The organism is Streptomyces chiangmaiensis (assembly GCF_036281785.1).
In the GTDB taxonomy this organism is placed as follows: domain Bacteria; phylum Actinomycetota; class Actinomycetes; order Streptomycetales; family Streptomycetaceae; genus Streptomyces; species Streptomyces chiangmaiensis.
Map to the genome: position 1 here is coordinate 1 of NZ_JAYWVC010000006.1, position 21949 is coordinate 21949.

General features: G+C 69.1%; 16 protein-coding genes and 1 pseudogene. 6 read left to right on the plus strand and 11 right to left on the minus strand.

Features of this window, described 5'->3' with window-relative positions; translation table 11 throughout:
- From VXC91_RS03455 to VXC91_RS03485, 7 genes are all read right to left on the minus strand, one after another.
- A partial coding sequence (locus VXC91_RS03455; RefSeq protein WP_329504977.1) for an ATP-binding cassette domain-containing protein occupies positions 1–555 on the minus strand: 555 nt, incomplete at its 3' end.
- Positions 548–1606 (minus strand): ABC transporter ATP-binding protein, encoded by a 1059-nt coding sequence (locus tag VXC91_RS03460; RefSeq protein WP_329504978.1) that lies wholly within the window; start codon positions 1604–1606, stop codon positions 548–550. The genes VXC91_RS03455 and VXC91_RS03460, both read right to left, overlap by 8 nt.
- Before the next feature lie 11 nt (positions 1607–1617).
- Complete coding sequence (locus VXC91_RS03465) at positions 1618–2568, minus strand: ABC transporter permease (protein WP_329504980.1); 951 nt, start codon at positions 2566–2568, stop codon at positions 1618–1620.
- Positions 2561–3493, minus strand: a complete 933-nt coding sequence (locus VXC91_RS03470) for an ABC transporter permease (protein ID WP_329504982.1) — start codon at positions 3491–3493, stop codon at positions 2561–2563. The genes VXC91_RS03465 and VXC91_RS03470 overlap by 8 nt, the downstream gene beginning before the upstream one ends.
- Positions 3494–3638: 145 nt before the next feature.
- Positions 3639–5264, minus strand: coding sequence for a peptide ABC transporter substrate-binding protein (locus VXC91_RS03475; protein ID WP_329504984.1), 1626 nt, complete (start codon positions 5262–5264; stop codon positions 3639–3641).
- Between the two features lie 602 nt (positions 5265–5866).
- Positions 5867–7774, minus strand: coding sequence for a translational GTPase TypA (typA, locus tag VXC91_RS03480; RefSeq protein ID WP_329504986.1), 1908 nt, complete (start codon positions 7772–7774; stop codon positions 5867–5869).
- 171 nt (positions 7775–7945) lie between these two features.
- On the minus strand, positions 7946–9988 hold the full coding sequence (locus VXC91_RS03485) for an ABC transporter family substrate-binding protein (RefSeq protein ID WP_329504988.1): 2043 nt from the start codon (positions 9986–9988) through the stop codon (positions 7946–7948).
- A gap of 375 nt (positions 9989–10363) precedes the next feature.
- Between VXC91_RS03485 and VXC91_RS03490 the strand changes: the two genes are divergently transcribed.
- The 4 genes from VXC91_RS03490 to VXC91_RS03505 all read left to right on the plus strand — a co-directional run bounded on the left by VXC91_RS03490 (position 10364) and on the right by VXC91_RS03505 (position 14264).
- Positions 10364–10651, plus strand: a complete 288-nt coding sequence (locus tag VXC91_RS03490) for a hypothetical protein (RefSeq protein WP_329504990.1) — start codon at positions 10364–10366, stop codon at positions 10649–10651.
- A 63-nt stretch (positions 10652–10714) separates the two neighbouring features.
- Complete coding sequence (locus VXC91_RS03495) at positions 10715–11548, plus strand: hypothetical protein (RefSeq protein WP_329504992.1); 834 nt, start codon at positions 10715–10717, stop codon at positions 11546–11548.
- Entirely contained in the window at positions 11548–13497 is a 1950-nt protein-coding gene (locus tag VXC91_RS03500) for a fumarate reductase/succinate dehydrogenase flavoprotein subunit (RefSeq protein ID WP_329504994.1), read from the plus strand. The genes VXC91_RS03495 and VXC91_RS03500 overlap by 1 nt, the downstream gene beginning before the upstream one ends.
- Positions 13494–14264: a succinate dehydrogenase/fumarate reductase iron-sulfur subunit gene (locus tag VXC91_RS03505; protein WP_329504996.1), complete on the plus strand. Its 771-nt coding sequence runs from the start codon at positions 13494–13496 to the stop codon at positions 14262–14264. Before VXC91_RS03500 ends, VXC91_RS03505 begins: the two co-directional genes overlap by 4 nt.
- Before the next feature lie 8 nt (positions 14265–14272).
- Here the strand turns inward: VXC91_RS03505 and VXC91_RS03510 are convergent, their stop codons facing one another.
- Positions 14273–14449, minus strand: coding sequence for a hypothetical protein (locus VXC91_RS03510; RefSeq protein ID WP_329504998.1), 177 nt, complete (start codon positions 14447–14449; stop codon positions 14273–14275).
- Between the two features lie 161 nt (positions 14450–14610).
- Between VXC91_RS03510 and VXC91_RS03515 the strand changes: the two genes are divergently transcribed.
- On the plus strand, positions 14611–16212 hold the full coding sequence (locus tag VXC91_RS03515) for a TPM domain-containing protein (protein ID WP_329505000.1): 1602 nt from the start codon (positions 14611–14613) through the stop codon (positions 16210–16212).
- 166 nt (positions 16213–16378) lie between these two features.
- On the opposite strand, the gene VXC91_RS03520 is transcribed toward VXC91_RS03515, so the two are convergent.
- The 3 genes and pseudogenes from VXC91_RS03520 to VXC91_RS03530 all read right to left on the minus strand — a co-directional run.
- The gene (locus tag VXC91_RS03520; RefSeq protein WP_329505002.1) at positions 16379–18988 is read right to left on the minus strand and encodes a SpoIIE family protein phosphatase; all 2610 of its coding nucleotides are present in this window, start codon (positions 18986–18988) and stop codon (positions 16379–16381) included.
- A 277-nt stretch (positions 18989–19265) separates the two neighbouring features.
- On the minus strand, positions 19266–19673 hold the full coding sequence (locus VXC91_RS03525; RefSeq protein ID WP_329505004.1) for an ATP-binding protein: 408 nt from the start codon (positions 19671–19673) through the stop codon (positions 19266–19268).
- A gap of 334 nt (positions 19674–20007) precedes the next feature.
- Positions 20008–20286, minus strand: a pseudogene (locus VXC91_RS03530) (NUDIX domain-containing protein); the annotation flags it as partial.
- A gap of 59 nt (positions 20287–20345) precedes the next feature.
- Here VXC91_RS03530 and VXC91_RS03535 point away from each other — a divergent pair.
- The gene (locus tag VXC91_RS03535; RefSeq protein ID WP_329505006.1) at positions 20346–21944 is read left to right on the plus strand and encodes a site-specific integrase; all 1599 of its coding nucleotides are present in this window, start codon (positions 20346–20348) and stop codon (positions 21942–21944) included.
- The last annotated feature ends 5 nt before the right edge of the window (positions 21945–21949 follow it).

The following is a 21949-nucleotide window of genomic DNA, read 5'->3' on the forward strand; positions in this document are numbered from 1 at the left end:
GCCGACGACGTCCAGGAGCTCCTGGACCTTGCGCCGCCGGTCGCCCTTGGGCGCCACCTCGGGGTGGATGTCGAAGGGCTCGCCGATGATGTCACCCACCGTCATACGGGGGTTGAGCGAGGTGTACGGGTCCTGGAACACCATCTGGATGTTCCGGCGCACGGCCTTCAGGGCGCGTCCGGACAGCTTGGTGATGTCCTGGCCCTTGTAGAAGATCTCGCCCGCGGTGGCCTGCTCCAGGTGCATCAGGACCTTGGCCACCGTCGACTTGCCGCAACCGGACTCGCCCACGATGCCCAGGGTCTCGCCCTGGTGCAGGTCGAAGGAGACACCGTCGACCGCCTTGACGGCACCGACCTGCTTCCTGAACAGGATCCCCTGGGTGAGCGGGAAGTGCTTCACCAGGTTGCGGACCTGCAGGATCGGCTCGCCGCGTTCGACAGGGGCTTCGATCGCGTGGACCGCATCCTCCTCCGTACGGGCGTCCACGACGTCCACCTCGGAGACGTTCGGCGTGGCGTCCTGCGGCTCGTCGGTCTTGCTGAGCTCAGCCATGGATCGTCTCCTTCCAGAAGTGGCACGCCGAGGCGCGGCCCACCAGTTCGGTGCCGTCCTGCTCGGTGACCGGCAGCAGGTCCGGGACCTGGGTACGGCACACGTCCTGGGCCTTGGGGCAGCGCGGGTTGAAGGCGCAGCCGGTCGGGATGTGCAGCAGGTTGGGCGGCAGACCCTTGATCGCGTACAGCTCCTGGCCCTTCTGGTCCAGGCGCGGGATCGAGTCCAGCAGACCCCGCGTGTACGGGTGCGCGGGACGCTTGTACAGCTCGTGGACCGGTGCCTGCTCCACGATCCGGCCCGCGTACATCACCGCGATCTTGTCGGCGACGTCGGCAACGACGCCCAAGTCGTGGGTGATGAGGATCAGGCCCATGTTGTACTCGCGCTGGAGTTCCGCGAGCAGGTCCATGACCTGGGCCTGGACCGTCACGTCGAGGGCCGTGGTGGGCTCGTCGGCGATGATCAGGTCCGGCTCCAGGGCCAGCGCCATGGCGATCATGATGCGCTGACGCATACCGCCCGAGAACTGGTGCGGGTAGTCGTTGACGCGGGCCGCCGCGGCCGGGATCTTCACCCGGTCCATCAGCTCGATCGCCTTGGCCTTGGCGTCCTTCTTGGACATGCCCTGGTGGACACGGAACATCTCACCGAGCTGGTACCCGACACTCAGCACCGGGTTGAGCGAGCTGAGCGCGTCCTGGAAGATCATGGCGATCCGCTGTCCGCGGATCTTGCGGCGCGCCTCGCCGGACATGGTCAGCATGTCCTGGCCACGGAAGCGGATCTCCCCCTGAGGGATCTTCGCCGGCGGCATGTCGAGGATGCCCATGATCGCCTGTGCGGTGACGGACTTGCCGGAGCCCGACTCACCGAGCACCGCGAGCGTCTCACCGGCGTTCACGCTGTAGTTGACGCCGTTGACGGCCTTGACCACTCCCTCACGGGTGTGGAACTCGACGTGCAGGTCACGCACTTCGAGGAGCGGCGTGCCGCCCGTGTCGCCGTCACGCGGCGAGGGAACGGGAACGACTTCTTCGATGGTGGTCACGTACGCCTCCCTCAGCGCATCTTCGGGTCGAGGGCGTTGCGGACCGCCTCACCGAGCATGATGAACGCCAGCACAGTGATGATGAGCATGATCGACGGGTACAGCATGATCCACTGCGCCACGCGGATCTGGTTGCCGCCGTCCGAGATGTCGTTGCCCCATGAGACGCCGTTCAGGCCGAGGCCCAGGTACGACAGGGTCGCCTCGGCGGAGATGTAGATGCCGAGCGAGATGGTGGCGACGACGATCACCGGAGCGAGCGTGTTCGGCAGGATGTGCCGGAACATGATGCGCGGGGTACTCGCGCCAAGGGCCTTGGCGGCGTGCACGTAGTCGGCCTGCTTGGTGGTGATCACCGCGCCGCGCATCACACGGGCGATCTGCGTCCAGCCGAAGAAGCTCAGCGCGCCGATGACGACCCAGGTCGTGCGGTTCTGGAAGGAGTTGAGCACGACCATGGTGCCGAGCAGGAACGGGATGCCGAAGAACACATCGGTCAGCCGTGACAGCACCGAGTCGACGACGCCGCCGAAGTATCCGGCGATCATGCCGACCAGGCCGCCCACGAGCGTCACCGTGATGGTGGTGCCGAAGCCGACGGCGATGGAAGCCCGGGTGCCGTAGATGACACGGGCGAAGACGCTGCGCCCCTGCTGGTCGTAGCCCAGCCAGTCCGCCGAGCCGACGTTGCCCAGCTTGGGCTTCTGCAGGAAGTGCTTGGCCAGGTCGCCCGAGGTGGGGTCGACTCCGGTGAACCACCCCGGGAAGAAGGTGATCAGCAGGAGTATGACGATCAGCACCGACGAGACGATGAAGATCCAGCTGCGGCGCAGGTCCTGCCAGGCGTCGCCCCACAGGCTACGGGTCTTCTCCGGCTTGGGCCCGGGCAGCGCGCCGCCGACCGCCGCGACGGCCGCCTCTTCCGCAGCGTTCTCAGGAACGGTCTTGGTCACGTCAGGCATAGCGAATCCTCGGGTCAAGGACCGCGTAGAGCAGGTCGACGAGCAGGTTGGCGAGGAGGTACACGATGACCAGGACGGTCACCAGGCCGACGAGCGTGGTGCCCTCGCGGCGCGCGATCGACTGGTAGATCGTGCCTCCCACACCCTGGATGTTGAACAGTCCCTCGGTGACGACGGCGCCGCCCATCAGCGCACCGATGTCGGTACCCAGGTAGGTGATCACCGGGATCAGCGAGTTGCGCATGAGGTGGACGCCCACCACACGGCGCTTCGGCAGACCCTTGGCGACGGCCGTGCGGATGTAGTCGGCGCGCCGGTTCTCGGCGATCGACGTGCGGGTGAGCCGGGTCACATACGCCAGTGACGCGGTCGCCAGCACAATGGCCGGCATCAACAACTCGTTGATATTCGTCGAGTCATTGACGTTCGGCGGCAGCCAGTTCAGGTTGAACGCGAAGACGACCTTGAGGATGTAGCCGAGGACGAACACCGGGACCGAGATCAGCAGCAGGGTGACCAGCAGGATCGCGTTGTCCGTGAGGCGTCCGGCGCGCAGGCCGGCCACGATGCCCAGGACGAGGCCCAGGACGAACTCGATGAGGAAGGCCAGCGCGGCGAGCCGCAGGGTGACGGGGAACGCCTCACCCAGCACGTCCGTGACGGGCCGGCCACTGGCGATCTGCGTGCCGAAGTCGAAGTGCAGGACCATGTTCTTCATGTAGTGCCAGTACTGGACCAGGATCGGCTGGTCCAGACCGTACTGATGCCTCAGTTGCGCGACCACCTGCGGGCTGCCGCCCTTGTCACCGAACAGCCCTCGTACGGGGTCTCCGGGCAGCGCGTAGACCATGAGGAAGATCAGCAAGGTCGTCCCGATGAACACCGGGATCATCTGGAGCAGTCGTCGTGCGACGTAGCGCCCCATCGTGCCTCCATGTCAGTCACGGCGGCAGCCAGCGGGCCCTTTCCCCGCGCACCGATGAATGATGCGCGCGGAAAGGGCCCCCCGGCCACTGCCGTCCCCCGGGGCGCGGTACCACCGCACCCCGGGACAAACGGTCTGATTGCGGTTACTTCTTGACCTGAACGCCGGTCAGGATCGGGTCGCCGTCCTGGGCGTACTTGACGCCGGTGACCTTGTCCGAGTAGCCCGCGTTGACCTTGTAGTACCAGAGCGGAATGCTCGGCATGTAGCCCGGCAGCTGCTTCTCGATCTCCTGGTACTTCTTCTCCGACTCATCCAGCGAGCTCGCGCTGTCAGCGGCGGCGATCTCGTCGTCGATCTTCTTGTTGGAGAAGCCACCCTGGTTGCCGTCCGACTTGCTGCCGAACAGGTCACGGATGAAGTTGGAGTTGAACGGGTAGTCCAGCACCCAGCCAGAGCGGTACAGCGACTTGACCTGGTGCGCGTCACGCGCGTTCAGGTCGGCCTGGAAGTCGGCCTTGGAGTCGCCGACGCACTTGACGCCGGTGGCCTTGGTGATGGAGTTGCAGACCGCCTCCACCCACTCCTTGTGACCGCCGTCGGCGTTGTACTGGATGGAGATGGCGTTGCCCGGGACGCCGCCACCCGCCTTGATGAGTTCCTTGGCCTTGGCCGGGTTGTAGGTGGTGACGTCACCGGCCGCGTTCGGCTGGTAGCCGAGGACGCCCTTGGCGACCCAGCCGGTGGCGGGCTCACGGGTGCCCTGGAGCACGGTCTTCGTGATGGTGTCGCGGTCGATCGCCATGGACAGACCCTGGATGACCTTCGGGTCGATGTCCTTCCACTGCTTGGTGTAGTAGGCGACGGCGATGGTCTGGATCGCCGAGTACGCCTTGTCCACCGCGCGGTCGCCGAGGTCCGTCTTGTAGACGGGCAGGTCCTTCGGCGCGATCTGACGCAGCACGTCGACGTTGCCGGACTTCAGGTCCTCGTACGCCGTCTCGAGGTTGGTGTAGTTCTTGAAGAGCACACCGCCGTTCTTCGCGGCGTTCGGGCCCTTGTAGCCGTCGAACTTGGCAACCTCGATCTGCTTCTTGTGCTGCCAGCTGACGAACTTGTAGGGACCGTTGCCGATCGGGTGCTCGCCCGCGGCCTTCGGGTCCTTGTAGAAGGACTCGGGCAGCGGGTCGAAGACCTCGTAGCCGAGCTTGTACACGAAGTACGGGATCGGCTTCGACAGCGTGATCGTGAAGGTGTTGTCGTCGACGACCTTCAGGCCGGACAACGTGTCCGCCTTCGGCTTGCCCTTGGCCGGGGCGACATCGTCGTAGCCCTGGATGTCCGAGAACCAGAAGCTGTTGGTCTGCTTGTTCGCCGGGTTCGCAGCCCAGTTCCAGGCCTTGACGTAGGAATCGGCGGTCACCGGGGTGCCGTCGTGGAACTTCCAGCCCGGCTTCAGCTTGACCGTGAAGGTCTTGTTGTCCTGGGAGTCGACCGACTCGGCGTTGACGTAGACGATCTTTCCGGACTCGTCATAGTCCACCAGACCCGAGAAGATCGACTTGATGACGATGCTGCCGTTGGACTCCATCGTGTTGGCCGGCTGCAGAGGGTTCTGCGGCTCGCCCACCTCGACCGAGAACTTTCCGTTCGGGTCGACCGCGGCCTTGCTGTCGCTGCCCTTGTCTCCGCCGCCACCACCACAGGCGGTCACGCCCAGCGCCACAACCGCGGCTATCGCGACCCATTTGGCGCTCTTCGCACCGCGCATGGGTTCCTCCTCATGAGTCCAATGGTTCACCACATGGAGGGGCATATGACATGCCACTGCCACCGGCTCTGTGGATAGTCAAGTGCCCCGCGCTCGTGAGTCGGCGCCGCCAGCAGCGCATGACCCATTGATCCGAGCTCTACGCGCCTAACTATCTGGCAGAAACCGTGGCCAAACCACATTCCTAAGGTCTCGGTTCGATCACACCTGGCGCGTACTTCTTCCAAAATCCGGACAAAGGGCCAGCAGAAAGATCCATGCGAAACGGACTTGTTACACATCTACCGGTGCCAGGTGTCCGCATTCCGGACAGTCGAAGGTCATAATCCGGTTGCTTTTAGAATGGTCTCCGGCAGGGGTTGGCCGGGCGTGTCCGCACCCCGGCACGCACGGTGTACGCGCCGTCTCGTTCCGGCGGGCGAACCCGGGTCGGATCCGTCATTCCGGCGGCCCACAGGGTGCACATCGGAAAGCAGAGTAGGGCGCATCTAGCGCTTCACAAGGGTGCCCGGCCGGAATCAAGGGTTTTCCCTATCCCTTTCCGAAACAAGGAGGGCCGGGTCCCGCGACTCGCGGGGGACCCGGCCGTGCCAGGGACTTCGTCAGCCGTGCTTGGCGCGGCTGGCGGCTCGGGCGCGATCCCGCTGGTCGAGGACCACCTTGCGGATGCGGACGGACTCCGGTGTCACCTCGACGCACTCGTCGTCGCGGCAGAACTCCAGGGACTGCTCCAGCGACAGCTTGCGCGGCGGCACGATCGACTCGGCGATGTCCGACGTGGCCGACCGGATGTTGGTGAGCTTCTTCTCCTTGGTGATGTTGACGTCCATGTCGTCGGAGCGGGAGTTCTCGCCGACGATCATGCCCTCGTACACCTCGGTACCGGGCTCGATGAAGAGCGTGCCGCGCTCCTGGAGGTTGGTCATCGCGAAGGCGGTGACGCTGCCGGAGCGGTCGGCGACCAGCGAGCCGTTGTTACGGGTCTGGAGGGGGCCGAACCAGGGCTCGTGGCCCTCGTGGATGGAGTGGGCGATACCCGTGCCGCGCGTGCCGGTCAGGAACTCCGTACGGAAACCGATCAGACCGCGCGAGGGCACCACGAACTCCATGCGCACCCAGCCGGAGCCATGGTTGGACATGTTGTCCATACGGCCCTTGCGGACGCCCATGAGCTGCGTGACCGCGCCCATGTGCTCCTCGGGCACGTCGATGGTCAGACGCTCGACGGGCTCGTGGACCTTGCCGTCGACGTCCTTGGTGACAACCTGCGGCTTGCCGACGGTCAGCTCGTAGCCCTCGCGGCGCATGGTCTCCACCAGGATGGCCAGCGCCAGCTCACCGCGGCCCTGCACCTCCCAGGCGTCCGGACGCTCGGTGTCCAGGACCCGCAGCGAGACGTTACCGATCAGCTCGCGGTCGAGGCGGTCCTTGACCTGGCGCGCGGTGACCTTGCGGTCCTTGACCGTCGCCTTGACGTTGGCGCCCTTGCCGGTGCCGCCCCGGCCGACGAGCGGCGAGGTGTTGGTACCGATGACCATCGAGATCGCGGGCTCGTCGACCGTGATCAGCGGCAGCGCGACGGGGTTCTCCGGATCGGCGAGGGTCTCGCCGATCATGATGTCGGGGATACCGGCGACGGCGCAGATGTCACCCGGACCAGCCTTCTCCGCCGGCTTGCGGGTGAGGGCCTCGGTCATCATCAGCTCGCTGATGCGGACGTTGCTGACCGAGCCGTCACGCTTGATCCAGGCGACGGTCTGGCCCTTGCGCAGCTCACCCTGCTCGACGCGGAGCAGTGCGATACGGCCGAGGAAGTTGTCGGCGTCGAGGTTGGTGACGTGGGCCTGGAGCGGCGCGTCCTCCTCGTACGTGGGGGCCGGGATGTGCTCCAGGATCGTGGAGAAGAACGGCTCCAGGCTGTCGCTGTCGGCCGGGACCGTGCCGTTCTCCGGCTTGGTCAGGGACGCGATGCCGTCACGGCCGCAGGCGTAGACGATCGGGAACTCGATCTGGTCCTCGTCCGCGTCCACGTCCAGGAACAGGTCGTACGTCTCGTTGACGACCTCGTCGATACGGGCGTCGGGGCGGTCCGTCTTGTTGATGCACAGGATGACGGGCAGCCGGGCCTGGAGCGCCTTGCGCAGCACGAAGCGGGTCTGCGGGAGCGGGCCCTCGGAGGCGTCCACGAGCAGGACGACACCGTCCACCATCGACAGACCGCGCTCGACCTCGCCGCCGAAGTCGGCGTGGCCGGGGGTGTCGATGATGTTGATCGTGATCGGGTCCCCGCCGTCCTTGGGGTGGTAGTTCACCGCCGTGTTCTTGGCGAGGATCGTGATGCCCTTCTCACGCTCCAGGTCGTTCGAGTCCATGACGCGGTCGTCGACCTGCTCGAGCTGGTGAGCGGCGAAGGCACCGGCCTGCTTCAGCATGCCGTCGACGATGGTCGTCTTGCCGTGGTCTACGTGGGCGACGATGGCGACATTGCGGATGTCGTGGCGCGTGGCCATGGTGTGGCGTACTCCCGGAGTGGTGAGGACGGCCTGCGCGATCGTTGCGCCGGCCTGCCGGGCTGAACACGCCTCGGCCTCGTCCCATGGTAAGGGGACGCCGCCGTTCGGGCTTGCCGGGTACAGGTCAGACCCCCCGACCAGGCACGCTGCACCGACCCGTACGCCCGGTCACGACGAGGGGCTCGCCGACGGCTTCGCCCCCTTCTTGAGGAAGCCCATGTCCTCGTAGATCGGGGTCTGGAACCCGAACGCACCAGCGTTGGCCACGTTCTCGCGGGTGGCCGTGAGCTGGGGGCGCTGATAGAGAGGGATCGACCCGGCGGCCGCCCAGATACGGGCGTCGGCCTTGCGCACCAGATTCCGCTCGTCCTCCTCGTCCAGCGTGACGATCGCCTCGTCGAAGAGCTGGTTCACCTGGTCGGTGCCCACCCGCGTGTAGTTCTGCTCGATCGTCAGCGAGCCGTCCGCCGCGGGTACCGGCTTGGCGTAGATCGGCCGGGCGTCGGTCGCGGGGAACGCGGATGCGGGCCACGAGTACAGCGCCAGGTCGTAGTCCCCGGACGCGATGTGGTCCTTGAAGTAGCTGTCGTCCGGGACCTTGGTGATCGTCACGCGGATCCCGACCTTCCCCAGCATGCTCGCGATGCGGTCGCCGACCGTCCGCAGGGTCTGGGAGCCGGGCCCGGACGGCAGCACGAACTTCAGCTCCAGGGCCTTGCCGTCCTTGGCGAACGTCTTGACCGCGGCGCCGCCGGGGGCGGCGGTGCCCTCGGGCGCGTACGCCCCCGGCATCCCGCCCTGTTTCTTGGAGTGGTCCCCGGGGTCCTTGCCCGGGTACCCCTTGCCGTCCTCGCGGGCGCTCCCGCCCGGACGGTCCGCGTTCTTGCCCTGGCCCGTTCCGTCGGCCTTCTTGGGCTCGCCCGAGCCGCCCGCCTTCTTGGGCTCGCCCGAGCCGCCCGCCTTCTTGGGCTCCGGCCCGGCCGCCTTCTTCTCCTTGACGGGCCCGCCGGACACCCAGCCCGCCTCGCTCAGCAGCGCCTTCGCCTGGTCGGTGTCCTGGTCGCCCAGGGCGCCGCTGTTGTCGGCGTACGCGTCCTGCCCCGAGAGGGCGAGGTGGCTGCCCACCGGCACGGCCGGCAGCCCGAGCGGCTTGAGGACCAGTCCGGCCAGCTCGGTCCGGTTGATGGCGCGGGCCACGGCCCGGCGCACGCGTTCGTCGGCGAGCGGCCCACGGGATCCGTTCAGGGCGAGCTGGGTGTAGGCGGGTTCCAGGGACTTGCGGACCACATACCGCTGGCCCCCCGCGGCAGCGCCCTGCGCGGAGCCCTTGTCGCCGGCGGCGGCCTTGACCCGCCCGGCCTCCTCCGGGTCGACGTCCGCGATGTCGACCGTGCCGGCGGCGACCGCGGCGGCCCTCTTGTCGCGCGGGACGGCCACGAGCACGATTTCGGAGAGTTTGGCGGGACTACCCCACCAGCGCGGATTGCGGCTGAGGGTGACCTCTCCCGCCTTCTGGTCGATCTTCTGGAGGGAGAACGGGCCGGCGGTGACCTTCAGCGTCTTCCTCGCCCCGTCGTTGAAGCCGCCCGGGGTGCCCATGACGTCCTTCGGGTACAGCGGCGAGAAGAGGGACTTCCAGTCGGCGTACGCCTTGTTGAAGGTGACCTTGACCTCGAGGTTGTTCGCACCCCGCTCGACCTTCTCGATGCGGTCGTAGCCCGCGTTGCGGGCGGTCCAGTACGCGCTGTCCTTCCCCGAGAGGGCACGCCACTGGGCGGCGAAGTCGTCGGCGCCGATCTCCCGGCCGTCGCTCCAGACGGCCCGCTGGTTGAGGCGGTAGAGGACGACCTGCTTGGGCTCGGTGGACACGACCTTGGCGGACTCCAGGAAGTCCGGGTTGGCTTGGGGGCGGCCGTTCGCGTCGAGGCGGAACATCGAGGGCAGCACGGCTCCGGCGACACGGGCGGTCGCGGGGCCGGTGTCCGCCTGGAAGGTGTTCAGGGTGGGGGGCAGCGCGTCGACGGCCCAGCGCAGCACGCCACCGTCCGCGACGAGCGTGCGGGAGGCCGGGGCGATGTCCTGCGCGGCGACCGGCTTGCTCCTCTCCTCGTCGGAGCTGCAGGCGGCGAGCACGGACACCGCGAGGGCTCCCGCGGTGAGGAATGCGGCCGAGCGCAGCACCGCGCGCGGTCCGACGACGTCGTGGGACATCACGTCCACCTCCGGGAGCCGCTCGCTCGATGAGCGGGGTTATGATCCGGTTTGGGGTATTTGGAGCTGATCAGATGTTATGAACCCACTGAAGAGGAAGGAGTTCAGCACTATGCGGCAACACGACGACATGGGCCGGGAACGTCACCCGACTGGCCCACACACACACCCCGGCCAGGTCACCAAACCCCGGCTGCACGCTCTCCCCGAACGGGCCCCCATGGGCCGGGGATTCGAATTGGCACTCGTACACACCGACGCGCCTCGGCCAATCGCTGCACGTCCCTTCACACCGACCGGTGTGACGCGCAACACTCGCAGGCGCATGAGCGTTACCACCCTGGACCCCAGGACCAGTGGAAGCGAGGTCACGTCATGTCCGTGCACGACGAACTGACATCGGTCCAGCGCTGCCTCGACGAGCTGTACCGGTCGGTGGGGCGGCTGGAGCAGCAGATCGGCGGCGGTGGGCTCGACATCCGCCGCGTCCGCATCGACGTCGACCATCTGCGCGAGAGCGTGGCACTGCTGCGCGAGACGGCCTCCACCGCCCCGGCCCGGCGGCCCGATCTCATCACCATCCCCGACACGCCGTACGACAACACGCTGTGGACGGACTCCGACGACGAGGGTCTCGGCGCCCGTGACCGGCACGCCCCCTGAGCCCGTGCCGAATCCTGCCCTGAAGGAGTAGGCGAGCCGAGCCCCGACAGAGGAGAAGGTGCGTTGGCCACTGATACGGAACCACCCGGAACGGAAGACCATCCGCCCGGCGGCGTGCGGACCGGGACGCGCGCCGCGATCACCGCCCCGCATCTGCGCACCGACCGCTGGTGGCTGGCGCCGGCCGCCACCGCGGCCGGGCTGCTGGCCTTCGTCGTGTACTCGACCTGGCGCGCCTTCGCCGACGCGGACTACTACGCGGCACCGTATGTGTCGCCGTTCTACTCACCGTGTCTGGCGGAGCGCTGCCGGACCATGCACGCGGGCCCCAACGCCGACATCTTCGGCAGCTGGTGGGCCATCTCGCCGGCGATCATCATCCTGATCTTCCCGCTCGGCTTCCGCCTGACCTGCTACTACTACCGCAAGGCCTACTACCGCGGCTTCTGGCTGTCGCCCCCGGCCTGTGCGGTGGCGGAACCGCACCGCACCTACACCGGTGAGACCCGCTTCCCGCTGATCCTGCAGAACATCCACCGGTACTTCTTCTACGCGGCACTCCTCGTGGCGGGTGTGCTCACGTACGACACCGTGCTCGCCTTCCGCGACGAGCACTACCGCTGGGGCCACATGGGCCTTGGCACCCTGGTCTTCCTGGTGAACATCGTGCTGATCTGGGCCTACACCCTCTCGTGCCACTCCTGCCGGCACATCGTCGGCGGCAAGCTCAAGCATTTCTCCAAGCACCCTGTGCGTTACGGGGCATGGCAGTTCGTCAGCCGACTGAACGCCCGCCACATGCTTCTCGCGTGGGCGTCCCTGGTCAGCGTGGCACTCGCCGACTTCTACGTGTACCTGGTGGCGTCCGGCGCCTTCGACGATCCGAGGTTCTTCTGATGTCCGTGGTCGACCGGCAGGAGTGGGACGTAGTCGTGGTCGGGGCCGGCGGCGCCGGCCTCAGGGCCGCCATCGAGGCACGGGAACGCGGTGCCCGTACCGCCGTCATCTGCAAGTCGCTGTTCGGCAAGGCGCACACGGTGATGGCGGAGGGCGGCATCGCGGCGGCGATGGGCAACGCCAACCCGCACGACAACTGGCAGGTGCACTTCCGCGACACCATGCGGGGCGGGAAGTTCCTCAACCAGTGGCGGATGTCCGAACTGCACGCGCGGGAGGCGCCCGACCGGGTCTGGGAGCTGGAGACCTGGGGCGCCCTCTTCGACCGTACGAAGGACGGGCGCATCTCGCAGCGCAACTTCGGCGGCCACGAATACCCGCGCCTCGCGCACGTCGGCGACCGTACGGGCCTGGAGCTCATCCGCACGCTCCAGCAGAAGATCGTGGCGCTCCAGCAGGAGGACGAGAAGGAGACCGGGGACCACGAGTCCCGGCTGAAGGTCTTCCAGGAGTGCACGGTCACCAGGATCCTCAAGGACGGGGACCGGGTGTCGGGGGTTTTCGCGTACGAGCGCGAGTCCGGCCGCTTCTTCGTCCTCGAGGCGCCCGCCGTCGTGATCGCGACGGGCGGCATCGGCAAGTCCTTCAAGGTGACGTCGAACTCGTGGGAGTACACCGGGGACGGGCACGCTCTGGCCCTGCTCGCCGGGGCTCCGCTGCTGAACATGGAGTTCGTGCAGTTCCATCCCACGGGCATGGTCTGGCCGCCCTCGGTGAAGGGGATCCTCGTCACCGAGTCGGTGCGCGGCGACGGCGGGGTCCTCAGGAACTCCGACGGCAAGCGGTTCATGTTCGACTACATCCCCGACATCTTCAAGGAGAAGTACGCGGAGTCGGAGGAGGAGGGCGACCGCTGGTACGAGGACCCGGACAACAACCGGCGTCCCCCCGAGCTGCTCCCCCGTGACGAGGTCGCGCGTGCCATCAACGCCGAGGTGAAGGCGGGCCGCGGCTCCCCGCACGGCGGCGTCTTCCTGGACGTGTCGACGCGGATGCCCGCCGAGGTCATCCGTCGCCGGCTGCCGTCCATGTACCACCAGTTCAAGGAGCTGGCCGACGTCGACATCACCGCCGAAGCGATGGAGGTCGGCCCGACCTGCCACTACGTGATGGGCGGCATCGCCGTCGACTCGGACACGGCCGCGGCCCGCGGGGTCCCGGGCCTGTACGCGGCCGGCGAGGTGGCCGGCGGTATGCACGGTTCCAACCGGCTGGGCGGCAACTCGCTCTCCGACCTCCTGGTCTTCGGGCGGCGCGCGGGCCTGCACGCGGCCGAGTACACGACGGGACTGGCCGACCGGCCCTCGGTGGACGACGTCCAGGTGGACGCGGCGGCGGCGGAGGCCCTGCGCCCGTTCTCGGCCGAGGGACCCGTGCCCGGCGAGGACATCGAGGAGCGGAGCCGGCCGCCGGAGAACCCGTACACCCTCCACCAGGAGCTCCAGCAGACCATGAACGACCTGGTCGGCATCATCCGCCGCGAGTCGGAGATGCAGCAGGCGATGAAGAAGCTGGCGGAGCTGCGGGTACGGGCACGCAGGGCGGGTGTCGAGGGACACCGGCAGTTCAATCCGGGCTGGCACCTCGCCCTGGACCTGCGCAACATGCTGCTGGTCAGCGAGTGCGTGGCGCGGGCTGCCCTGGAGCGCACGGAGTCGCGCGGCGGGCACACGCGCGAGGACTGCCCCACGATGGAGCGCGCCTGGCGCCGGCTCATCCTGCTGTGCCGGCTCGCCGACCCCACGGGCGGCCTGGCGGCGACCGACCCGGTCCGCGGCCAGATCACCCTCACCCGGGAGACCACCGAACCCATTCGCCCCGACCTGCTCGCCCTCTTCGAGAAGGAGGAGCTGGTCAAGTACCTCGCCGAAGAGGAGCTGTACGAGTGAGCAGCTACAAGGCCCGTTTCAAGGTGTGGCGGGGCGATGTACAGGGCGGCGGCCTGGAGGACTTCAAGGTCGAGGTCAACGACGGCGAGGTGGTGCTGGACATCATCCACCGCCTCCAGGCCACTCAGGCGCCCGACCTCGCCGTGCGCTGGAACTGCAAGGCAGGCACGTGCGGTTCGTGCTCGGCGGAGATCAACGGACGGCCGCGGCTGATGTGCATGACGCGGATGTCGGTGTTCGACCGGGACGAGACGATCACGGTGACCCCGATGCGCGCCTTCCCGGTGATCCGCGACCTGGTGACGGACGTGGGATTCAACTACCGCAAGGCGCGCGAGATCCCGTCCTTCGTGCCGCCCGCCGGCCTCGGTCCGGGCGAGTACCGCATGATGCAGGAGGACGTGGACCGCTCCCAGGAGTTCCGCAAGTGCATCGAGTGCTTTCTGTGCCAGGACACCTGCCATGTGGTGCGCGACCACGAGGAGAACAAGCAGGTCTTCGCCGGCCCGCGGTTCCTGATGCGGATGGCGGAGCTGGACATGCACCCGCTCGACGCGGCTCAGGAGACAGGCCTGGACCGCAAGCGCGCGGCGCAGGACGAACACGGCCTCGGCTACTGCAACATCACCAAGTGCTGCACGGAAGTGTGCCCCGAGGGCATCCACATCACGGACAACGCGTTGATCCCACTCAAGGAACACGCGGTGGACCGCAAGTACGACCCGCTGGTGTGGCTGGGGTCGAAGATCAGAAGGCGGTCCTCGTAACGCGGCCGTCAGGGGGTGCGGCCGGACAGCCGCGGCCGCCGGACGTACTTCCGCTGCCACGGCACCACCCGGCCGGTCGTGACGGCCAGAACCTCAGCGACGCCGTGGAGGACCAGGACCACCGAGACGGTGATCAACGAGATGACGCGCAGCCTCGAGCCCGCGTGAGGTGTCCTCCCGATCATGGCACCGACCGTTGCGGAGGACCGGATCCGCCCCGTGGGGATTCGGGCACTCCGCATCGGGCGCACCCCGCTCGCGGTGCCGCGCCATCGGCCATACGCTCCGGAATGTGACGCCGACCCACCGTCGACGCCGGCCGCGTAGGGCCGCCGCGTACCGTGCCATGCGGAGGGTGCCCGTCGTGTGCGCGATCGTGCTGGTGCCGGCGGTCGTGGCCGCGGTGACCGGGATCGTGCGGAACCCCACCTCCGACGCCGACCTGGTGCTCCCGCTGGTCGCCGTGGTCGTCGCCGTCGCGGTGGCTGCGTACGCGTCGGTGCGGCGCATACGGCGCGCGGCGACCCGCACGACACCGGGCGGGGGCACGGCCGACGTCGTACCGCTGGACGAACTCGACCGGCGGTCCCGGCGGATGCTCGTCGAGACCGACGACTGTGTGCGCACGAGCCGGGAGGAACTCGGGTGCGCCGCGGCGCTGTCGGGGGGCGAGACGGTGCGGATGTACGCCGAGGCAGTGGAGTTCGCCGCGGCGGAACTGGCTCAGGCGTTCCTGATACGGCAGCGGCTCGACGACGGGGAGGGCGAGGTACGGGTGCTGCTGGAGGAGGTCCTCACGCGGTGCGACGCGGCCGGGCGGCGGCTGGACGCGGAGGCCGCCGGGTTCGACCAGATACGCGCGCTGGAACGCACCGCGCCCGAGGCGCTGGAGCACTCCGAGACACGGTTTCGGGAGCTGACGGCACGGGTCGGGGAGGCGGACGGCATGCTCTCCGGGCTCCGCGAGCGATATGCGCTCTCCGCGTATCTGCCGGTGGCGGGCCACGACGAAGAGGCGAAGGACCGGCTCGTCTTCGCCATGGTCTGCCTGAACCGGACGCGCCAGGCCCTGGACGGGGAGGGGACGGGAGACGCGGTGGTTCCCCTGCGGGCCGCCGAGACCTCCGTCGACCAGGCGACCTTGCTCCTGGACGGTGTCACCCGGCTCGCCTCGGTCCTGGCCGCCGCGGCGGCGGAACTGCCCGCCGCCCTGAACGCCGCGGAGGCCGATCTGGCGGAGGCCCGCGGACGACTGGACACCGAGACCGTCCGGGCGGATCTGCGGGGCCGGATCACGCACGGGGAGTCGGTGGTGGCGGCGGTACGGGAGGAGACGGGCGAGGGGGCCGGTGTGGAGGGCGCACAGGATGCCCGTGAGCCGTACGACCCGGTCGATGCCCTGCGCCGGATCGAGCAGATGGCGGCCGGGCTGGACCGGGCGCAGCATCGGGTGCCGGAGGGATCACGCGCCCTGGCGCGCCTCCAGCGGGCCCTGCTCGTCGCCCGCGGCACCGTCGGTGCCGCGTCGGACCAGGTGACGGCCCATCGCGGGGCCGTCGGCTGCGAGGCGAGGACGCGGCTCGCAGAGGCGGAGCGGCGGTTGCGCGCGGCGGAGAACACCGAGACCCCGCCCGTCCCGGCACCCGCCGACGCCCTCGCCGACGCCCGCGAGGCCGCCACGCTCGCCCGGCGGGCCCGGCAGCTCGCGGAGCGGGACGTGCGGGCGTACGGGACCCCGTACGCAGAGGGCCTGTGGACGGGAGGCGCCGTGCTCGGCGGCATCCTGCTCGACGCCCCTCACCGGCGCGGCGACCGACCCGGCCACCCGGGCGACGGCGGTCCCGCGAGCTACGGCGGACCGCGCACCCGGGGGCGGCGCGCCGGGGGTGAACTGTTCCGGTCGACGCGACCGGAGAACCCGCCCCCGGACGGGCCGGGAGCTCCCTAGGCTCGGCAGGACGCTCGCCGGGAGGTGCGGGGGCCGCGCGCGATCTCGACCATGGCGGAGACGACGAATCGCGGTGGACGCGAGGCCCCGTGCCGTGCCGCACCGGTAGCGCGGGACGGGTGAAGTGCCTTCCCGCGACCGGTCCTGTTCGCCGCGACGGACCCGCTCAGAACAGGCTCAGCAACGCCTCCGCAGGATCCGTGAGCCCGTGCTCGCCGTCCGGCAGCGGGAGTTCGAACCACACCGTCTTGCCGCGCGGCGTGCGGCGCGAGCCCCACGCCGCGGAGAGCAGCCCGACCAGTTGCAGCCCGCGACCGCCCTCGTCGGTGTCCCGGGCGCGGCGGCGACGCGGCTGGACCAGGCCCGCGTCCCACACCTCGCACACCAGCGTCCGGTCGAGCAGCAGCCGCAGTCTGATCTCCCCCTCGCCGTATCGCAGCGCATTGGTGACCAGCTCGCTGACCAGCAGCTCCGTCGTGTCCACCAGCGGCTCCAGATCCCAGGCGAGCAACTGGCCGCGGGCGTACTCCCGGGCCCGCCCCACACTGCGCGGCTCGCGCGGCAGCGTCCAGTCGCCGACGGACTCGGCCGGCAGCCCCTGGACACGTGCCATCAACAACGCGATGTCGTCCTCGCCGTGATGGGTGTCGAGGGTGTTGAGGACGTGGTCGCAGACGTCCTCCAGCGGCTGCGCAGGGTCGGTGAGTGCCCCCACGAACGCCTGCAGACCCTCGTCCAGCGGGTGGTCACGGGATTCGACCAGGCCGTCGGTGTAGAGCGCGAGCAGTGCGCCCTCCGGCAGTTCGACCTCCACCTCCTCGAACGGCTCTCCGCCCACGCCCAGCGGCATGCCGGGCGGCACGTCCAGCATCAGCGCCGCCTCGCCGGGTTCGACGAGCACCGGTGGCAGATGGCCCGCGTTGGCGAAGGTGCAGCGGCGGGTGACGGAGTCGTAGACCGCGTAGACACAGGTCGCCAGGTACACCTCGGACAGGTCCGCCTCGCGGGGCCGGCGGGCGGCGCGAGTGGCCTGCTGGACACCGCCGGGGGCGCCGAGACCGCGTGCGATCTCGTCCAACTGGGCGAGGACCTCGGCGGGTTCGAGGTCCAGCTGCGCCAAGGTCCGTACGGCCGTGCGGAGTTCTCCCATGGCGACGGCGGCACGCAGGCCACGGCCCATGACGTCGCCGACGACCAGCGCCGTGCGGTGGCCGGGCAGTTCGATGACGTCGAACCAGTCGCCGCCCACCTCGCTGGGCCGCCCGGTGGCCGCGTTGCCCGGCAGATAGCGGCAGGCGATGTCGAGGCCGGACGCCTCCGGGTCGCCCGGCGGCAGCAGGGACCGTTGCAGTATCAACGCCCGTTCGTGCTCTCGGCGGTAGAGGCGGGCGTTGTCGATGCAGACCGCGGCGCGCGCGGCCAGTTCCACCGCGAGTGCACGGTCGCGTTCCCCGAACGGCTCGCTTCCCTTCGTACGCGAGAACTGCGCGAGGCCGACCACCGTGTCGTGCGCGACCATCGGGACCGCGAGCGTGGACTGGATCAGACCGCCGTCCTCGGGGGGGACGTACCGGGGGCGGGCGGTGCGCAGGGCGTCCGCGCACGGCGAGTTGAAGGCGTAGTGGAACACGGCTCCGACGGCGACGGGCGTGGCTCCGCCGCTGAAGGGAGCGTCCGAGACCGCGCTGGAGAACGCGACACGGCGCAACTCCGCACTGCCGTCGGCCAGTCCGGCAGGGGTCTCGTCGCCGACCAGGAGCCCCTGGTAGAGGTCGACGGTGGCGAGGTCGCAGAAGCCGGGGACGACCACGTCGAGGAGTTCCCGCGCGGTGGTCTCCAGGTCGAGGGAGTTGCCTATGCGTGCGCCGGCCTCGTTCAGCAGGGCGAGGTTGCGGCGGGCGGCGGCGGCCTCGCGGGCGGCCGCGCGGCGGGCGGTGATGTCCGTTCCGAGCCACGCGATACCGATGGGACGGCCGCTGCCACTGCGCACGCGGTAGAGGTTGACGGACCAGTGCTTGCGCTCGTCGGAACCGGGGATGAAGCCGGTGACGTGCATGTCCGTGATCGACTCGCCGGTCTCCAGCACCCGCCGCAGGGTCGCGGCGACGCGTTCGGCCTCCGGGGACTGCAGGTAGTCGTGGACGGAGCGGCCGCGGTGGTCGTCCGGGCTGCCGCCGAACGTGGACGCGAACCGCTGGTTGGCGCGCCGTACCCGCAGGTCGGGGTCGATCAGCAGGAATCCGAAGGGAGATTGACCGAAAATCGACTGCGAGGCGGCGAGGTCGGTCTCGATGCTGCGCAGCGTGCGGACGTCGACGATGATGCACACGGCGGCCCGTTCGCCGTGCTCCGTTGTGGTGGGCATCACATAGACCTCGGCCAGGCCTTCGGTCCCCTGCCCGTCGGGCGCACGGAAGGGGATGACACCGGTCCACTCGCGGCCGTCGAGGATCTCGGCCATCTTGCGCTGGCCGCGCGCGCGCAGCCGAGGCGTGATGAACGCCTCGATGGGGTCCATGCCGACGGCCCGCTGGGCCGGGATGCCGAACAAGTTCTCCGCCCGCAGGCTCCACTGGTCCACGCGCCCGTCGGGGCCGATGGAGAACGAGGCGACCTTGATGTAGTCGTAGATGGAGCCGGGCGGACTGCTCTGCCACATCGCGCCGCCCGCCGCGTCATGCACTCCGGCGGCAACGGCGGTATCGACCGCGTCCCCGTCCATCGCGCCGCCCGACGGGTCCTCGGACTCCGTGGCCTTCGCTGGTATCTCGCTCACGCGAACCGTCCCCTCCAGCTCACCGCGTCCGGCACCGGTCACCGGGGGCGGCTGCCCGCAGTATCCAGCACTACGGTGCCGCACAACACGGTGTTCACGATCACAGCCCGGTCCCGATGGTTTTTGGACCGGCCGGGTCATACTCCCAGTCTTCTAACCAGGTGGTGCCCCCTCGAACCACAGAGTTCCCTCACCATCGGTGGCGCGATCCTTTCGGCCCGCCCGCACACCCACCCATCGCGCCGGCACCAGGGGCTCCGCCGGAAGGGGGCCGCGGTCAGCCGGGAACGGCGAGTTCGAACCAGACCGTCTTGCCGGAGTTCGCCGGCCGGGTGCCCCAGCGGCGCGAGGAGTGCGCGACCAACTGCAACCCTCGCCCGTCCTCGTCGTCGTGGGCGGCCTCGCGCCGCCGGGGCGGATCGGGAAGCGGGTCCGAGACCTCGACGAGCAGACGGGGGGCCGAACCGTCGTTGCGCACCATGCGCACCCCGATGGGCCCTGCGGCATGCCGCAGGGAGTTGGTCACCAGCTCACTGACCAGCAGCGCGGCGACATCCCCGAGCTCGTCGAGCCCCCACGTGCGCAGCTGCCCCCGGACTACGGCGCGAGCAGTCCGTACCGCACCGGGGTCAGCGGGGAACGTCCACTCGGCGCTGTCGTCTTGAGTGTCGAGCACGCCGATCACTTCCCAGGCCCAGAAGCCTACCCATGTCCGGTTTCGTGGGGTTAATGGGCACATACCCGATATCACTCACGCCTTACCGCGCGCTGTGGCGCGATCGGCGTACGGGGCGCCGGCCCCTGGAGCACCACACGCCTCGGCAGCCCCAGGCCCCACCGGGACGACGGGCGGCGGGCCGGGATCCCGGTCGCGCCTTTCCAGCACGCCGGAAGCACGAATTCCGGCCTGCGCGGCCTCGGAGCCCATACACGGCAACGGCACGGGTTTTACGAATTCCCTGCATCACCACCGAGCACCGCACGAGCCTCGTGCGGCCGGGCGGGATCAGTACCGCTGCCAGACGGCGAGCACCGCCTTGACGGCCGCCACATCCTTGATCGAGCCAGTGCACGTCCCAGACCTCGTCGGGGGTCAGCCAGCGCAGTTCGTCGTGGTCCTGGAGGGGCTCGGGGGCTCCGGCGAGGAGGCGCGCGATCCAGACCCACAGAACGTACCCCGGCTTCAGAGACCACTCCCCCGGTACGCGCTCGGCGGTCTCGGCCGTGACGCCCAGTTCCTCGCGCAGCTCACGCACCAGAGCACGCTCGGGGCTCTCACCTGGTTCGACCTTGCCGCCGGTTCTCTAGGCTACTGTAAGTTGTCGCTTCGCTACTCTTCCATACCGGAGCCGCGCACGTGAACGTCCTGGAACGCTGGACCGTCGACTTCTACGACTTCCACTCCCCGCCTCCCGACACGGAAGCCCTGGGAATTTCTACCTTCGGAGACTTACACAGCCGGGCCATCCGTAACGGAGCCCGTCATGGCACCCCCGTACTCCTCTCGCCGTCCGGCAGGCCGGACTCCCGGATCAACCTGTTCTTCCGGGAGGGCCGCATGGCGACGTCCCAGCCCGGGACCTGGCGGCGCTACGCGTACACGCTCGTGGTGTGGCTGGACTTCCTGGACGCCATCGGCACCTCCTGGGACAGGGCCACGGTCCGGGACGTCGAGGCGTTCAAGGACTGGCGCATCACCGACACCCGGAATGCGGAACGGGTGCGGGCCAGCTCGTTCGACACCGACCGGGCGGGACTCAACAGCTTTTACAGCTGGGCGAGTTCGCGGTTCGGCATCACGAACCCGGTCGCCACTGTGCGCGCCGACGACGAGGCGACAACTCGGCAGGCGTACGGCCGAGGGCGTCGTGATCCACTGCGCCCGGCAGGTTCGACCAGCCGTCAGGTGAAGTGGCTGCTGCGGGACGCCCTGGAACAGTGGCGGGACATCGGGTTGCGCGGATACGGCTTCGACGGGCTGCGACGCGCGGGGCGTCAGACCGGCGGGTTCAACGAGGACCGGGACACGGCCTTCGTCGACGGTCTGTACGGGACCGGGCTGCGGCTGCGCGAGTGGGCGAGCATCCTCGACATCGAGCTCCCCGGATCGGGCGGCGAGCGGATGGGGACGGCGTGGCTCGCGGCCAAGTGTGTCAAGGGCGGGCGCGAGGGCCGGACGTACTGGATTCCCCGGCAGGTGCTGCGGTCGGTCGAGGGATATCTGGACCCGCTGGAGGGCTCTCGGGCCGAGGCGATCAGCAGGGCACAGCGGGAGGGGCGGTACGACCGGCTCAGTGGCGTACGCATCGTCACCGGCCACGATCCCCGCGCCCGCAAGCTGCGCGTGGTCACTGTGGACGGTCCGGCAACGGTGGCCCTGGACGAGCTGGCACCGGACGACCGTCGCCTGCTGTTCCGCCGGACGCCGCAGGGCCTGGAGCCGCTGTGGGTGTGGCTGTCGGTGAACGGCCTGCCGAAGAAGCCGCACAGCTGGGAGGACACCTTCGACGCCGCGAACCGGCGGGTGGCCGAGACGTGGCTGCGCAAGACCGATCCCGGCGGGCGGCTGGGCGAGGAGCAGCGGGAGCAGGTGCGGCGCGAGTGTCCCTTGTGGGTGACGCCCCACATGTGCCGGCATTCCTTCGCCCTGAAGTGGTTCTCGATCCTCTCGCTCCTGGAGGAGCGCCGTTTGGAGGGCTTCTCCCCCGACGAGATCGAGGACTTCCGTGACCAGCTCGGCGACATCTGGCTGCAGTTGGCCGTGCTGCTCGGGCACCGGCATCCCGACACCACCCGGGAGTACTACCTGGAGCCCTTCACCGGCCTACAGGTCTCGTACCTGATGGCGCTCCTGGACGACGACGAGCGGTCGGGGGTGGACACGCTGGTGCGGATCTTCGCGCGTCACGGCGGGTCGGTCGTGGGGCCGGTCGTCGCGGTTGGGGCGTCGCGGTGAGGGGC